This is a genomic window from Dyadobacter jiangsuensis (genome assembly GCF_003014695.1).
GTDB lineage: Bacteria > Bacteroidota > Bacteroidia > Cytophagales > Spirosomataceae > Dyadobacter > Dyadobacter jiangsuensis.
In genome coordinates this window covers 13840-29543 of the sequence record NZ_PYAS01000009.1, presented here as the reverse complement: position 1 = coordinate 29543, position 15704 = coordinate 13840, and the positions used below count along the sequence as shown (strand labels likewise).

9 protein-coding genes are annotated in these 15704 nt (G+C 50.9%); 2 read left to right on the top strand and 7 right to left on the bottom strand.

What is annotated here, in order from left to right:
- Window positions 1-16: 16 nt before the first annotated feature.
- The 6 genes from CLV60_RS18650 to CLV60_RS18625 all read right to left on the bottom strand — a co-directional run bounded on the left by CLV60_RS18650 (window position 17) and on the right by CLV60_RS18625 (window position 9492).
- Window positions 17-397 (bottom strand): RidA family protein, encoded by a 381-nt coding sequence (locus CLV60_RS18650; RefSeq protein WP_106596897.1) that lies wholly within the window; start codon window positions 395-397, stop codon window positions 17-19.
- 215 nt (window positions 398-612) lie between these two features.
- Window positions 613-1398: a creatininase family protein gene (locus CLV60_RS18645; protein WP_106596896.1), complete on the bottom strand. Its 786-nt coding sequence runs from the start codon at window positions 1396-1398 to the stop codon at window positions 613-615.
- A 171-nt stretch (window positions 1399-1569) separates the two neighbouring features.
- A complete protein-coding gene (locus CLV60_RS18640) occupies window positions 1570-3633 on the bottom strand; it encodes a glycoside hydrolase family 20 zincin-like fold domain-containing protein (protein WP_106596895.1) in 2064 nt (687 codons plus the stop codon).
- 127 nt (window positions 3634-3760) lie between these two features.
- Window positions 3761-5347, bottom strand: a complete 1587-nt coding sequence (locus CLV60_RS18635; RefSeq protein WP_211302254.1) for a SusD/RagB family nutrient-binding outer membrane lipoprotein — start codon at window positions 5345-5347, stop codon at window positions 3761-3763.
- A 12-nt stretch (window positions 5348-5359) separates the two neighbouring features.
- Window positions 5360-8551: a SusC/RagA family TonB-linked outer membrane protein gene (locus CLV60_RS18630; RefSeq protein WP_106596893.1), complete on the bottom strand. Its 3192-nt coding sequence runs from the start codon at window positions 8549-8551 to the stop codon at window positions 5360-5362.
- A 302-nt stretch (window positions 8552-8853) separates the two neighbouring features.
- The gene (locus CLV60_RS18625) at window positions 8854-9492 is read right to left on the bottom strand and encodes a GntR family transcriptional regulator (protein ID WP_106596892.1); all 639 of its coding nucleotides are present in this window, start codon (window positions 9490-9492) and stop codon (window positions 8854-8856) included.
- Between the two features lie 218 nt (window positions 9493-9710).
- On the opposite strand from CLV60_RS18625, the gene CLV60_RS18620 reads away from it, so the two are divergent.
- A complete protein-coding gene (locus CLV60_RS18620; RefSeq protein ID WP_229211037.1) occupies window positions 9711-11003 on the top strand; it encodes a glycoside hydrolase family 2 TIM barrel-domain containing protein in 1293 nt (430 codons plus the stop codon).
- Window positions 11000-13981 carry a glycosyltransferase family 2 protein gene (locus CLV60_RS18615; RefSeq protein ID WP_106596890.1) on the top strand — a complete coding sequence of 994 codons (2982 nt, stop codon included), beginning with the start codon at window positions 11000-11002 and terminating at the stop codon, window positions 13979-13981. The genes CLV60_RS18620 and CLV60_RS18615 overlap by 4 nt, the downstream gene beginning before the upstream one ends.
- On the opposite strand, the gene CLV60_RS18610 is transcribed toward CLV60_RS18615, so the two are convergent.
- Window positions 13944-15638, bottom strand: a complete 1695-nt coding sequence (locus CLV60_RS18610; RefSeq protein ID WP_106596889.1) for a glycoside hydrolase family 26 protein — start codon at window positions 15636-15638, stop codon at window positions 13944-13946. The genes CLV60_RS18615 and CLV60_RS18610 overlap by 38 nt on opposite strands.
- Window positions 15639-15704 lie beyond the last annotated feature (66 nt).

The window sequence follows — 15704 nt, the reverse complement described above, 5'->3', positions numbered from 1 at the left end:
AAAACGGGTGCTTAAACTAGCCTATCAGTGCAATAGCGTCGATCTCGATCTTGATGCCGTCCGAGAGTACCGACTGGACAGTGGTGCGGGCGGGCAGAATGCCTTTGAAAAACGAGGCATAGGCCACATTGTAGCGGTCGAAATCGTTGATATCTTCCAGATGTACGGTGCATTTCATAATATCGTCGATGGTCCCTCCCGCGGCTTCCACAACCTTCTTCACGTGTTCGAGCGTGAGTAATGTCTCCTCCTCAATAGTACCACGCTTCACCTCGCCCGTAGCGAGGTCCAACGGCCCCTGCCCACTCACGAACAGTAAGCCATTCTTCAAAACACCGGCAGAATACGCGCCGGTGCTGACACTTTTATCGGGATGCTTGATTTCCTGTTTGGGCATATGGGTTACTTTTTATGACAAATATGTGAAATGTCAGTTGTGGTCAGATATAGTCAGAAATGGTCAGGTATTGTAGTGGCTCCTATCTACCTATCGTATCTCGCTAACCCCTCACAATCTCCCATTATACCAGACTATTTCTTGACAACACATGACCTTCCTGACAACACCTGACCACTCCCTGACAACACTTGACCATACCTGACCACCCCTGACTACAACCGCCCCCCAATCTCCCACTCCGCAAATGCTTCCAGGAACGTCACCAATGCCTCCGTGGCTTTGCCGATCAAATGTGCGCCTTTCGCGGCGCTGGCTTTTTGCGGCTCTCCGCTGCTGCCGTTGCTCGAAATGAATGCGGTTTGCTTGAAGAGCGTTACGCCGCGGTAAGGCTCGTCGTCTTCCCAGGGAATGTAGCCGTTGCCGGCTGGCCGTTGTGCGCGCTCCGCGTTTTCCATCCATACCTTTTCCGGGAAAAGGTGGAGCATCATGCTCGTTTCATATTCGCAGGCGTGGCTCAGCGCCGGGCTCTCCATGGGCGCCTCACCGGCAAACGGCTTTCCACCAAGCTCCCAATAGGTCACCAGTGCGATGTTGGCCGCATTGGCCAGGTCACTATCGCTGCTGAGCACCGCAAGCGCCTGCTTTACCGGTGTAATGTTGCCGCCATGGCCGTTCAGCAGCACAATCCGCCGAAAACCGTTTTGCAGCAACGAGTCGACCAGATCCACGATTACCTGTGTGTATAATGCCGGCTTGATACTGATCGTCCCGCCGAATGACAAATGATGGTGACTTGAACCGAACGGCAGCGTCGGGCACAGCAGCACCCGCTTTGGCAGTAATACTTCCGCGGCACACGCGAGGTGCGTCACGATATCCGTATCCGTCGACACCGCCATATGCGGCCCGTGCTGTTCCGTAGCGCCTAGCGGGAGTACCACTACCGCGTCTTCTGCGGATGCACGGATTGATGGATAGTTCAAATTGGCAAATAACATAGCGGAGGTTCAGGACAGGCGTTGATCAAATGTATAGATTAATTTTTTGTTTACAAAATTTATATAAAATAGTTTACAAAATATTTGAAATATTATTTTTATACTAATTATTCCAGCAAAGATCACAAAATAAATTCTAGCAGTAACCCAGCTGTTTTGACTACCAAAAACTTAAAAATCGGGCTTAAACAGGACTTCAAATGACTGATCGGCTACGTGATCCGGCTTGCTTTCAACGCGATAGTCGATCACCTTCAAAGACAGTTTTTCCCACAATCCATTCTCGACATCGAACCTGCCCAGCATCGTATTAAGCCGGTAAGGTATATATTCCGATCGCCAGGCTTCCGAATAGGCCGTTTTCAGCTCGCCGGCTTCATCCATTACATCCACAAGCAGGCCATGGCACGGGTAAACGAGGTCATAGGCCACGAAATCGTTCTTCTTTCGTTCCAACATCGACTCATTCCACCGGTCGCAGATGGTTTTCGCCCACAAAAAGCGCGTCGCCGAATAGCGCATCAGCCTGGCGGTAACGATCATCGAATGAATGAACGCGGTATCTCCCGGACTGCAAGTGGCCAATGCGGTAATCAGCTCCGCCTGGGCAGACTCACTAAGCCTCCGCGCATTCCGGAAATCGGCTGCGTGTTCAAGGGTATTTTTAAGATAATAGGGCAAAAAGGGGTTCGACCAGCTCTCGATGATCGTCCCGCGCGGCATGCCATTGGTATTCCGACCAAGACATTTATCCAGTGCCTCATTGGCAGCCGCCAGGTCATCGAACGCCTTTTGCATTGGGCCGGCCACCAGACGGTACATCACATGGCTGTATGTTTCCGTAAAATGCTTTTTATCAGGCACATTACCTTGCCACGCACCAATGCAGCCATAAGCCATAAAAAGCCACGACGCCCGCACAAACGGTTCCACGGGATCAGTCCATACCGAGTGAATGAACCCCAACGCCTTATGCTTCACTCCCGCTTGAAGGCAGAGATCGATGTTATCGTAAGTATAATCGGCGTCGGGGTAAATGTGGCCCCAGCCGGACACGGCAGGCTGAATAAAAAACGGCTTTTGCTCTTTCAAAATCGGTCTTAAATACCGGTTAATCTCGACAGTATCAGGCTTGTATTCCCACAAAACAGGAATTACTTCCGCCGGGATTTTCTGGATGATATCCGGATAATAATTGTTCATATCCGTCCAGGCCAGCACCGTTTTCCCATACTTTTTGAGTTCCGCCTGAACAAACGTAAGCTGCTGAACCCAAAGATCTTCGGAGTTAATGCGCGCATCCTTGTCATCGGCAATGCGCTTGGTTTCCCAGGTTTCATCAAAACCGACGTGAATGAACGGACCTGGAAAGAGCTCGGCATACTGACTGATCCAGTCTTTTAACAAGGCATTCGTCGCGGACTTGCGCGGGTCGAGCTCGTGCCCATATTGCCCGATCGCCAGGCCGGCATATTGCTCATTCCGCAGTAATTCATGCAAATGCCCGTACAAATTCAGGAACGGCACCACATCCATGTGCCGCTGCCGGCCATATGCGATAATCTCCCGCACTTGGGCCTGCGTGTAACCCGAGCGGTACGCGATGTTTGGAAAGCCTTTCAGTTCGATACTGACCTCATTATAAAAGTAATACTGGTTGGTTTTCCACCGGGCGAGGAAGTCGATCTGCCGCTTGATTTCCGCGATAGTCGGCAGACCACCGTGTGCGAAATCCATCATCACGCCGCGGTAGGTTAATGCAGGACGGTCTTCAACGACCACACCGGGAATAAATGCAGTTTTACCTTCGCCTGAGATCAGCTGTCGTAATGTCTGCACCGCATAGTACAATCCTGCGGACGTTTGCGCTTCCACGCGCACTCCCTTGTTCGAGACCGTCAGCTTGTAATGCTCTCGGGTACTCTTACCGTCCCGCTCCGAAACTTCGGGCAATGCACCTCCCTCCCTTCGTATCACCCATTGAAAGGTCGCCGAAGCAGAAGAAGATGCATTTTTAATTCCCGTTCCCGTGCGCTCCCCCACAATGCTCTTCAACTCCTGCAATGCAAACCGCACCTCCGCACTGGCCGCCGGCGGCATCGCGACGGTCAGCAACGATACCGGAAACTTCTCTTCCGAATACCGCACCATTTGCGGCTGTGGAAGCAGTACAGGCGTATTTTGCGCCAAAACGGATGTCACAAACAGGCAGGCGGCAAGCAAACGAAGGAGCATCTTTCTGAATTTTTGAACGTTTTTTTTGAATTGGCCAAGAAGTCAGGTATCGCAAATGCATTCCACAGATGACAACACCTGACTACAAATAACTACACCTGACCACAAATGACTACACCTAACCGCGTCAATTTTTATCCCACCAAAGCGGCGTAGCGGCATTGTCAGGCCCGCCAAGCATTTTCACGGCCTTCTCCACTTCGGCGGCATTGGTTTGCTTTTCGGTATCCAGGAAAGGCATCCGGCGGATGAATGTACCTTCCGGCAGGTCAGGATTTTCGCTGTGAACAATCGGATAGAGCTTGGGAAGACCCGTTCTGCGCACCTCAGCCCAACCTTCCATGCCATCCGGGAACAATGCGAGCCACTTTTGCTGCGCAATCTGTTTGCGCTGCATGCTTTCCGAACCACTCCATTTCACGGGATAATCGTTTACCGCAGGCGAATTCATTCCATCCTTTGGCGCAATAGGAACTGCGGTATTGGCAATATACTTCGCGATAGCCACCTGGTCGCTCACGCCCCATTGGGCCATCGAAGCCTGGATGCCTTTTTTGTAAAAATCCTCGGCAGTACCACCCATATTCCAGCCATTGAGCGCGCCTTCGGCACGGAGGAAATAGGCTTCTGCGGCGTGGAGGATATTTTGAGGCACATTATAAGTGGTTTTCCAATCGCTCCCTACCCAGGTAGCCCAGCGCGTACCCATGTTGGAATTGAATAACCTGGAATTAATATCGATGATCTTTTCGGAAGTGAACAATCCGTTGCGGACGCCCTCATAAGTGCCTGTCGAAACCGATGGCTGGAAGTAAATCGGCAACCGCGGATCTCCATAACCTTTCAAAATCGATTCCATGGAAGCGCTCATACGCACATCGTCCCAACCCGCAGTCACAGCCAAGCCATTGTATTCGGCATAGGTAGTGGTCGATTTCGGCATGTAGGCGTCGTCGGCGATGTCGGTGATCACACCTGCCGCCACTGCTGCTTCGGCCTGTTGCTTGGCCATTTCCGGGTTCACTTTCGATATGCGCAATGCGAGGCGCAGGCGCAGGGTGTTGGCAAACTTCATCCAGGCCGCAGCGGGTGCCGCATTCTTGTTGTAAACCAGGTCATAATTGCCAAACGGCTTATCGCCGGAATGCGATTTGAGAATCGTCGAAGCCGCATCCAGCCGTTTGAAAAAGTCATAATAAATGGAATCCTGCGGCGTGTACGAAACGTAGCGCTTACCCGAAGCAGCATCGGAATACGGAATCGGGCCGAAGTAATCGGTGATCCGGTGGAACATCCAGACCCACCAGATATTCGCCAATGCATTCTCCGAGCTTTGCGTTTCGGTACCGGCCATGATGGTTTTCAGTTGCGGTGCCGCTGCGGTGTACACCGGGTTCCAGCAGGCAGGCATCCAGTCTTGCCGGATCACATAACGGTCGGTGGGGAAGGAATGCGCGGCTTGCGACAAAAACTGGGAATACACCGAAGCAATCGTACCCTCACCGACTTCAAAATTGTCGGGACTGAGTGTAGGCGTCATCAACGCGTAGGCAAACATGAACGGATATTCCTTGCTGCCAACGCTGCTGATCTTGGTCGCATCGGTGTTTAGCGAATCGAAATTGTCGGTACAATTTGTCAGAATGGCCGCAGCAAGGACCACCGGCAGCATTTTCGTCAGTACCCGACTTATATTTTTTATCCTCGTCAACATAATGAGCTCTTTTTAGAATGATAGTTTGAGGTTCAATCCGATGTTCCGGGTCGATGGCAAATTGAAATATTCAATACCCTGGTAATTGCTGTTACCCAGGCTCATTTCTGGATCGAAATCCATTTTTCGCTTGCCTATGCCAGGGATATCGAGGATCGCATTGCCGCGGTACAGGAAGAAAAGGTTGCGTGCGACGACCGACAGCCTCGCAGCACTCAGGAAACCCGGCAAGCCTTTGAAATCATAACCGAGCGAAACCTCCCGCACACGTACATTGGTAGCATGATAGGTAAAAAACTCACCCCACGAATAATCCCCCTGCGCGACGGTTTGCCAGAATGCCTCCGCATTGATCGGCACGGTGTTCGGTGCACCTTCCGCGGTAACGCCTTCTACCACCCATGAACCCGCTTCGCGGAATTTCTCGGTATCAACACCCGTCCCATTGTAAGCCATTTGCGCAGCGGTACCCGAAGTGATTACACCTCCGAATTTGCCATCCACAAGCACATTCAGCGCCCAGTTTTTATAGCTGAAACTATTGCTGAAACCGGCCGAGAATTTGGGATTGTAATTGCCCAGGTTTTCGATTGCATCCGATTTAACAGGCACGCCTTTGTCGCTCACCACGTACTTTCCATTGAGCGTTTTCCATTTATAACCATACAAATCCCCGAAGGAACCGCCTTCCTTAATCAACGGAGTAGCCGTGCGCACGCTCGTGGACGAGCCTAGGTACAGCTGACTCACGCCGTCATACAGCTCCACCACCTTACTCTTATTCAATGCATAATTGAGCCCCATATTCCAGCTAAAATCCTTTGCCACAACCGGTTTCAGGCTCAATACCACTTCAAACCCTTTGTTTTGGATATTACCCGCATTCACATTCAATGTGGAATAACCCGACGATGCCGGCGATGCGACTCTGATCAGCTGGTTTTTGGAATTGGTTTTATAATAAGTCAAATCAATACCCAGGCGGTTGTTATAAAACCGCCATTCGGTACCAAACTCCAGTGATTGGGTTAATTCGGGCTTCAAATCCGCAATCGCCTTGGTACTGCTGCTGGCAATATACCCTCCGAAACCCCCACGGATATAAGTATACGTCTGCCCCAGCAGGTAAGGATCGGCATCATTACCGACTTTCGTAAACGATCCCCGCACTTTGCCCAGGTTTATCCATTGCGGCAATTTGACCATCTCGGAAATGACCGCCGACAAACCGACCGATGGATAGAAATACGAATAGGGCGACGGCAGCGTACTCGACCAGTCGTTCCGCGCGGTGAGGTCGAGGAAGAGGTAATCGCGGTAACCGAACTGCACCGTTCCATACACCGACTGCAACTGCCGTTTCGCTGTGGCGGTTTCTGTTTTGAGCGTTGTGGCGTAGCTCAGGTCATATTTATTGGCAAAACCAAGTCCGTCGGCGGCATTGATCCGGTGCCGCATACTCCGGTTGAGTACCGAACCTCCCAGGTTATACGTCAATTTCAAATCCGGCGCGATATTGTTTGTACCGGTCAGCAACAGGTCGGCATTGCGCTCGGCGATGTAATCATTACCCTCCGAATAGTATCCGCCGGGCTGGCGGGCATAGTTGACGGTATTGTTGGCGTACTTCTGCGTAATAAAATCGTTATAACTGTCCGAACTCACCCGTCCCTGAATGTTCAGCCAGTCGGTCAGCTTGTATCTCAAAACAAACAATCCGGTAACGCGACTGCGGTTTTCATCGCGATGCGTATTATTGATCGTCCAGTAAGGATTCATATATACCGCATCGGGGCTCGTCCAGAAAGTGGGTGTTTCCACGCCGGTAACATCTACTTTTTTGTAGGATTTAAGTGTTTCAGGATCAACGCTGCGCGGCATCCGGTAGGCATTCGCCACCACCATACCATCCCCTCCTACACCCGGCTTGTTGAAAATGTTCTGCAGCATATAGGTCACCTTCACATCCGCCGAAAGCCGGCTGGTAATATCGTAACTGAGCCGCGCATTGAAGGTATTCCGGGATAGCCGGTTATGCGGCACAATGCCATTGATGTAATTGTTCGCGTAGGAAAAATACGATTGTACCTTCTCCGAACCGCCGCTCACACCTACCGAGTTGTTGGTTGAAACCGCAGTTTTGAAAAAGTCCCTGATATTGTCGGGATAAGCTTTGAGCGAAACGGTATTACCCGACCAATCCTGCACGCTCTGGCCGGTAATGCGCTCGCCCCAGCTCCCGTTGGTCAGCGTCGAGTATTTACCGCCGGAACCCTGGCTGTAAGCATTCTGTAACGATGGCGTAACCAGCGCCTTATCCAATGTGACCCCGGAATTTACGTTCACATTAATCTTGCCGCTTTTCCCTTTTTTGGTCGTAATCATGATCACGCCATTGGCTGCACGGCTACCGTAAAGTGCCGCACCCGCCGCACCTTTCAGCACGTTAATCGACTCGATATCATCGGGGTTAATGCTCGATGCACCATCACTTCCGCTGTGCCCGCCCGCATCATAGCGTACCTGGCCCGCGGGCGTGGAGTTGTCGATCGCCACACCGTCCACGACGATCAGCGCATTGTTCGAGCCCTGGATAGAGCGGTTACCGCGCAAAACAATCCTCGTGGCACCGCCCGGGCCATTCGCGGATGGTGTAATCGTAAGCCCGGCGATTTTACCGGAAAGCGTATTCGTGAAATTCGCATCACGGATCTCATTCACCTGATCACCACCTATTTTCTGGGTAGCATAGGTGAGCGTTTTTGCCGCCCGTTCGATGCCAAGGGCCGTTACTACCACTTCCTGCAAGCCCATCGCATCATCCATAAGCGTAATATCTCCCAATGCGCTCTGGTTGCCGACCGATACTTCCTGCGTTTTCATTCCAATGTATGAAATGACGATCACAGCCGCGCTTGCGGCGCTCTCCGGCACTGCAATTTCGAAATGACCATCCTTGTCGGCAATCGCCCCCGAAGTAGAATGCTTAACCACGATAGAAGCTCCGGGAACCGGCGCACCTTTCTGATCGATAACTTTCCCTGTAATCTTTTTACTCTGTTGCGCGTAGGTCTGATTGAAATGCGCAGCCGAACACAGTACGCATAGCATCAGCGAAAGGATCCGCAAACGGTTACGTAAACGAAACCGCAGCAAAGGAATCTCCGAAGGAAGGGATTCCGGGAATTTTAGAGATTTTTTCATAAACAAAGATTTCGGAACAGTAATGGGTTTAATAGGGCAACAGGAACCACCCATCCCGGGCGGGATGAGCACGCAAGCAGTACTTGAAATAATGTTAACAAATATATTATTTTTTTGTCAACAAAAAAATTTAGAAAAAATTATTGTTCCGTGTTTTCGGCAAATGATCTATCGCAAATCATGCTGCCGACCGAACGCCTCTCGACCACAACCCCGTTCAACAGAAAATCCTATGGCACAAAAAAGCCGGCTCCCTGGAAAGGAAACCGGCTTGGAGAAGTACAATATGCTTTTTGAAGCGGCTAGGTCAGGTCGATCGACGCTACTTCGCCACGTATCAGATGTTTCAGAAGTGCTTCCTCCGCGCGTTTGATGTCGCGCTCTTTTATACCCGCCACGATTTCGCGATGCTCCTGATCCGTCAGTTCGTAATCGTCCATATGCGTTTGGGTTTTGCCCAGCTTTTGGTGAAACAACGGGATATTACTGGCCTGATACAGCTCAACAAGCCTTTCATTACCAGCACATTCTATCAGCGTTTCATGGAATTTCACATCCGCTTCGCAAGCTCCGCCGAAATACCCGCGCTCGACCATCGATGAAAAATCGTCGCAGATACGGTCCAGCTCCGCTACCTGTTCTATGGTAACTTTCTGGATAAGCAACCGCAATGCACCTATTTCCAGTATTTCCCGGAGCTCCCGAATCTTATGGCTGTCTTCCAGAGTGAGTGTCTTCACAAAAAAGCCCCCCTTTTCGCCTTGCACGATCAGCTGCTCACCGAGTAACCTGGTTAAAGCTTCACGGATAGCCATCCTGTTAACATCCAGCTTCTTAGACCATTCATCCTCTTTCAGCCGCGTACCTGACGTGAGCTGATTGGACAGTATCTTTTTCCGCAATTCTGTATATGCCCTGTTCGAGAGTGAGTCTTCCTTCATTTTAATGTAAACAAAAATTCAAAATTTAGTAAACCAAAACATTTATATAAAGGTAAGCAATATTCATAACTTCTGTATGTGCATACAATCTATCTACTTCTATACAGATTTTAGAAACTATTTCTGTTTTAAGCCATTTTTATCGTATTTTACTCTTTCAAAACTCAGCCTCAGGTTACAACTAAGACCCGACCTTGTTCACTCGTATCCACTCGCTATTGCTGTTAGCTTTAACGCTTTCCACTTTCTTGTCGGGGTGTCTGCGTGAAAAACAACCAGACAGATCTGCCAAAGTGTATATCGAACACCAGGATGGCAAGTATACCCTCGTAAGAAATGGAAAACCTTACAGCATCAGGGGCGCCGGAGGCGAATCTCATTTCCGCAAACTTCGCGAAGCGGGCGGCAATACCTTACGAACCTGGGACACCACGCATCTTGCTCAGATTCTCGACAGCGCACAAATGCAGGGACTGGCTGTTATCGTCGGCCTTCCGATTCCCAATAGCGGCGATATTTCCTTTTACAACAATCCTGAAATTACCACAACCAGATATCGGGCACTGCTATCGCTTATCAAACGGTTCAGAAACCATCCTGCGGTATTGATGTGGTGCCTGGGCAACGAACTCGACTTCCCTTACAAATGGACATATGGGGATTTTTATGATTCGTTCAACGAGCTCACGGACATGATCCATCGGGAAGATCCGGACCATCCCGTCACCACCACGATCCTGAATTTCAACCCCAAATACATTTTCAACATCGGGCTGCGCTGCGACATCGACGTGATCTCATTTAACATTTTCAGTAATCTGCCCTTGCTGCGCAAAGATCTCGACGACCTTGCGTGGTTCTGGAAAGGCCCGTATATGCTGCTCGAATGGGGAATCAACGGCCCCTGGCAAGGTACTGAACAAACAGCCTGGGGCGCTTACATTGAAGATACCAGCAAAAAGAAAGCCGACATTTACCAGGAGCGTTACCGACAGCACATGCCGCTGGCAGACCCCCGCTTTTTGGGCGCCTGCGTATTTTTTTGGGGAAACAAACAGGAAACCACACATACCTGGTTCAGCATATTCGACGAAAACGGCCACGCCTCCGAAGCAGTGGGCGCCATGCAAGACATCTGGACCGGCCAATCTTCCCCGGTTACCTATCCCGAAATAAAATACATGCTGCTGAACAACCAGGGTGCGCGTGATAACATATTGCTCAACCCGTCGGCCTCCGCGTCTGCCGAAGTACTCCTCTTCAAAGGACATGATCGTATACGGTCGATCCGGTGGCAGGTATTCCGGGAAGACTGGTACCGCGAAAACCGGATTAACAGCACGAAAAAACTGCTGCCCATCACAACTGCCGAAAACTCCGGCCAAAATCTCCGGCTTTCGTTTTCAGTTCCGCAGGAGGAAGGTCCGTACCGGCTCTTTGCGACGATTTACGACCATGCCGGAAACTTCGCTTCATGTAACACTCCTTTTTACGTTGTAAGCCCGCCATGAAGCAAGCATTATATGTAAAACCGCCCACCCGCAAGCAATTGATCATGCTGCGGCTGATGATTTTCTTCGGACTGGCGTCGATGGGATTTTTCCTCTCGAGTGTCCTCTCCGAGACCGTCCGGGGCTATGCGCCACTGTACTGGATGCTCGTGGTCACGTTTATGTACACCTGCCTGAAAGTACTGCATGAATGGTATCACTACCTGTTCATCACCGTGCCACCTACGCCGCCGCTGACACGCCGGTACACGGTCGATATTTTCACCACTTTCTGTGCCGGCGAGCCGTACGAAATGATCGTCGAAACATTAACGGCGATCCAGGCCATTACCTATCCTCATGAAACCTACCTGTGCGACGAAGCCGATGACCCATATCTGCGTAATGTCTGCGCACAACTGGGCGTGCATCACGTGACGCGCACCGACAAGCGCAATGCCAAAGCCGGAAATATCAATAATGCATTAAGTATTTCAAAAGGAGAACTTTGCGTGGTTCTCGACCCCGACCATGTTCCTTTCCCGGATTTTCTGGACCCGATCGTATCCCATTTCGATAATCCCGAAATAGGCTATGTACAAATCGTGCAGGCCTACAAAAACCACGACGAGGGATTGATTGCCAAAGGTGCGGCCCAGCAGACTTACCAGTTTTACGGCCCGATGATGATGACCATGAATCATTACGGAACCGTGCTTGCCATTGGTGCCAACTGTACTTTCCGACGTACCGCCCTGGACTCCATCGGAGGGCATGCCGCCGGGCTGGCCGAGGATATGCACACGTCTATGCAGCTGCACGCGAAAGGATGGAAATCGGTCTACGTTCCGGCAGTGCTCGCGCGAGGGCTGGTACCTTCGACGCTTTCGGCCTATTATAAACAACAGCTCAAATGGTCACGCGGGGTATTTGACTTGTTTGTACACGTCTATCCGAAACTGTTTTCAAAGTTCACGTGGGCTCAGCGCATTCATTATGGCACCATTCCGCTGCATTATTTGTCGGGTTTCATCTTCCTGATCAACTTCCTGATCCCTATTCTGGCACTGGTACTGGACGTGAGCCCGATGCATTTCGACCTGACCGACTTTCTTCTGGTCAGCTTGCCGATGGCTTTCTGCGTTATCCTGATCCGGCATTTCGTACAATGGTGGGTCATGGAAGACGAAGAGCGGGGATTCCATGTGGTGGGCGGCTTATTGATGATCGGAACCTGGTGGATATTCATGCTGGGTGTCCTATACACGATCTCAGGCAAGAAAATCCCCTACGTACCTACGCCCAAAGACGGCAATGAGGCCAACAATTGGCCATTGAATATCCCGAACCTGGCTGTGTTGGGCGTCTCACTGCTGGCAATCGTGTACGGGCTTTATCAGGACCTGAACCCCTACAATCTGATCATGGCCGGCTTCGCGGGGCTGAATTGTTTTTTCATGTGCTTCACGATCGCGGCAAGCCGCCAACAGCAGATCCGTGAATTTTCGGGCTCCTCACCCGCATTAGATAATGTGTTTAAGGCGATCAAGGAATTGAAAGGCAACTTCTGGATCCTGCGACGACGCATTTACAGTGGAGTAAGAACTTCCGCATTCCTCATTACAGTACTGCTGATCAGCGTTATCGTTTATTTCCGGCGCTTCAACCCCGCGCTGGAATACAATCTGGCCGTTGCGAAGGAAAATCAGGTGTATGCGCTCAGCCTGACGAAGCAAAAACCGCCACGGCAGCCGGATGTGCCTGCGCTTTTCCGCGCAATGGGCCTGCGTGAGCCGGATACGAGCGTCGCTCACACGGGGAAATTCAACCCGTTTTTCGAGGGAACGCGGGGTGTGAATTACACCAAAGGACATAACTGGTCGCGGCGGTACCCTGCATTTACCAAGCATGAGCTCCAAGCCGACCTCAGGCAAATGCGTAACGCAGGTATCAACGCGATCCGGCATTTTGGCCCCGGCATTTATGATTACAACATCCTGATGGCGACCGGTCGGACGGGAATCAAAGTTCATTATACTTTTTGGGTACCCGAAACACTCGATTTTGTGGACGACCAGCGTGGTGCCGACGATCTGTCGGATGAAATATTAACCACTGTGAGCAGGCTTCAAAATCAAAAACATATTGTTTCCTGGAACATCGGCAACGCTGCAATCCAGCGTCATCGCCGATCGGAACGAACCGAGGAGCAGAAGCAATATTTGTATTGGTTAAAAAAGGTCACGGCCGCGATTAAGAAGATCGACGGCACGCGCCCTGTAACGGTAGACCTCGAACTGAATGCGGAAACTCAAGGTCTGGCGTATCTAATCAAACAGATTGCTCCGACCATCGACGCCGTCGGACTTGTTCTGACGGATGTCGAAAAAAAGCCGGAAGAGTCCGCGTTGCGGGGCCTTGCGGTACCGTTCTATTTCAGCTATATCGGCGCGGATGCATTCGCGGGTGGCCGGGACCGACGTACCGGAACGTTCATTTCCAATTGGCAGGATGAAAAAATATTTGAACAGGTAAGCTTTGATGGCCTGCATGACTACGCCGGGCGGCCGAAACACTCGTTCCAAATGCTCGAATCAATTTGGGGCAACCGAAATCTACCGCAGCCTGCGACGCATTTTAAAATTCTGAAACCCGCATTGGCTACATTCGAAGGCTCCTCGCTGGATTATCATGCTATTGTCCTGCAAAACGGGCAATGGAAAGTCATTCAGGAGCCGGCAACAGGCATGCGGTTCGAATGGAAACTTGTGAGAACGGACGGCTTCAATAATCCGGTTGAAATGATAGACGCTGGCAACGGTCCCCGGTTGAGTTTAACCATACCGAAACACCCGTCGCTTTACCGCCTGTATTTATATGTAGTTCAGAATGGAGTCGTGAATGAAATCATCGAATCTCAGCTGAATACACCGCTAAGACCGGAACATGCGACCCGGGCTGTCAGCGGTCCGCATCCAATGCTTCAACAAAACGATTAAAGGTTGCCTGGCTGATGCCCCAATCCGGTGCAGGAATATCACCCCAAACTTCCGGATTGTCGGCAAGGTTGAAGTAACAAACGCCCGCAACTTCCTTGTGGCCTGCCATTACTCCGGCTGCCTTTTCCAACCATTCCGACTGGAAATCTTCCGGCCCTTTCACGCCGAATTCCGTTATAAAAATCGGCTTGGAGGCCAGGCGTACACGCCATACCTTGCGGTTGAAAATGGTTTCAAAAGATTCTTGCTTGGTAGGGTCGGTGATATTCTTGTCGGGCAGGCCGTAAATAGCGATGCTGACAAAATCGACTACGTCGCCGCCGGGATACCACTCCATGGAACCCCGGTCACCCGCCGGCCCCCACACTTTTTTCACATTTTTAACACCTTTCCCCAACTCCATAAAATGCCGGAATGCACGGATGTACAAAGCCGGATCTTGGCTTTGCCATGAATACCGGTGGATCGGGATTTCCATTTCGTGTGCAAAACGAACGTAAACGGTCAGATTAGTCTTTGAAATTGTGTTAAACAGAGACTTAAATTCTTCATCATAAACACCCAGAACAGTATTTCGCAACACGGAGGAGTCTTTTCTTACCTTGCCGTCACGCCAGGGCTCCACGGTAACGATTACCTCATGCCCGCGACGCACAACGGCTTCGAAATCACGCTCAAAACCACCCGTCTGTATGTTCCCCAGATCCACAAAGAGGTGCTCTATATGCACGTCCTTCGAGCCCGTGAGTGCTTGCCGGGGATCATACACCCCCAGAATCGGTTTGGCATTCGCTGCCCGGCCAGCTGTTTCTTTCACAGCATATTGCTGAAAAAGAAATACTGAATCCTGCTTAATGCCCTTCACAGCTTCCCGCAAATCAGTTTGCAGCTCTTGCACTAAGCTATCGCTGCCGGAAGCCAATACCCAAAGCGGCTTATCCATAAACCGTGTCCGGATCAGCTTCCTCCGAAGTGCAGTCCGTTGGTCGGGGTCACGCGGATAGGCGGTTGCTGAAAGCTCGCTCTGGCCATTGACAGAAATTCCGACCGCGTCCACTACATCCTCTCCCGGCCAATACTCCTCTGTCCCCGGATAACCCGCCGGCGACCACATGATTTGAAGAGTAGGCTTTGCTTTCCGGCAAATTTCAGCTACATGCCGGAAGGCTGCGATATAATCGTCGGGAGATTGATATTGCCATGAGTGTCTTTGAACGGGCACCTCCATATCCGGATCCCATCGCAGGTAAATCTGTTTCTTTTCAGGCAGCAAGCCGCATAGCAGACGCAGGGCGTCGTCGAACTCACCGTCGGTCACCATACGCAGTGCTCCCTCCTGCCCGGCCACGACGGTCAATAGTAAATCCTTCTCAGCTGAGATACCTTTCAGCACGGCGGCAAGTGCAGTATCGGCGGTATTCGGATAAAGCTGAATAGAAATGTGTTGGAGATTCCGCGTATCGACGCCCGGCGTGGATACGCCCAATGAATCGGCCCGATTGATATACCCTACCGCGCGCTCTGCAAAAGCGGCATTCAATACATCTGTGGAGTAATTGCCGGATGTTGAAAACGGAGAGAATCGTATCCAGTAAAACACGAGTGCTCCGATCAATACCAGTCCCGCGGCTGGCAGAAGAACGCCTTTTGCCTTCATAAAACCCTGAAAAAAGTGCTGCGGGCTTAAATTAGTAAATTCACCTGATCGTAAGGCAAAAGGTAG

Excerpts from the sequence above, each read along its gene's own strand:
- CLV60_RS18650 (WP_106596897.1), bottom strand. The coding sequence starts at position 397 with ATGCCCAAACAGGAAATCAAGCATCCCGATAAAAGTGTCAGCACCGGC.
- CLV60_RS18645 (WP_106596896.1), bottom strand. The coding sequence starts at position 1,398 with ATGTTATTTGCCAATTTGAACTATCCATCAATCCGTGCATCCGCAGAA.
- CLV60_RS18640 (WP_106596895.1), bottom strand. The coding sequence starts at position 3,633 with ATGCTCCTTCGTTTGCTTGCCGCCTGCCTGTTTGTGACATCCGTTTTG.
- CLV60_RS18635 (WP_211302254.1), bottom strand. The coding sequence starts at position 5,347 with ATGTTGACGAGGATAAAAAATATAAGTCGGGTACTGACGAAAATGCTG.
- CLV60_RS18630 (WP_106596893.1), bottom strand. The coding sequence starts at position 8,551 with ATGAAAAAATCTCTAAAATTCCCGGAATCCCTTCCTTCGGAGATTCCT.
- CLV60_RS18625 (WP_106596892.1), bottom strand. The coding sequence starts at position 9,492 with ATGAAGGAAGACTCACTCTCGAACAGGGCATATACAGAATTGCGGAAA.
- CLV60_RS18615 (WP_106596890.1), top strand. The coding sequence starts at position 11,000 with ATGAAGCAAGCATTATATGTAAAACCGCCCACCCGCAAGCAATTGATC.
- CLV60_RS18610 (WP_106596889.1), bottom strand. The coding sequence starts at position 15,638 with ATGAAGGCAAAAGGCGTTCTTCTGCCAGCCGCGGGACTGGTATTGATC.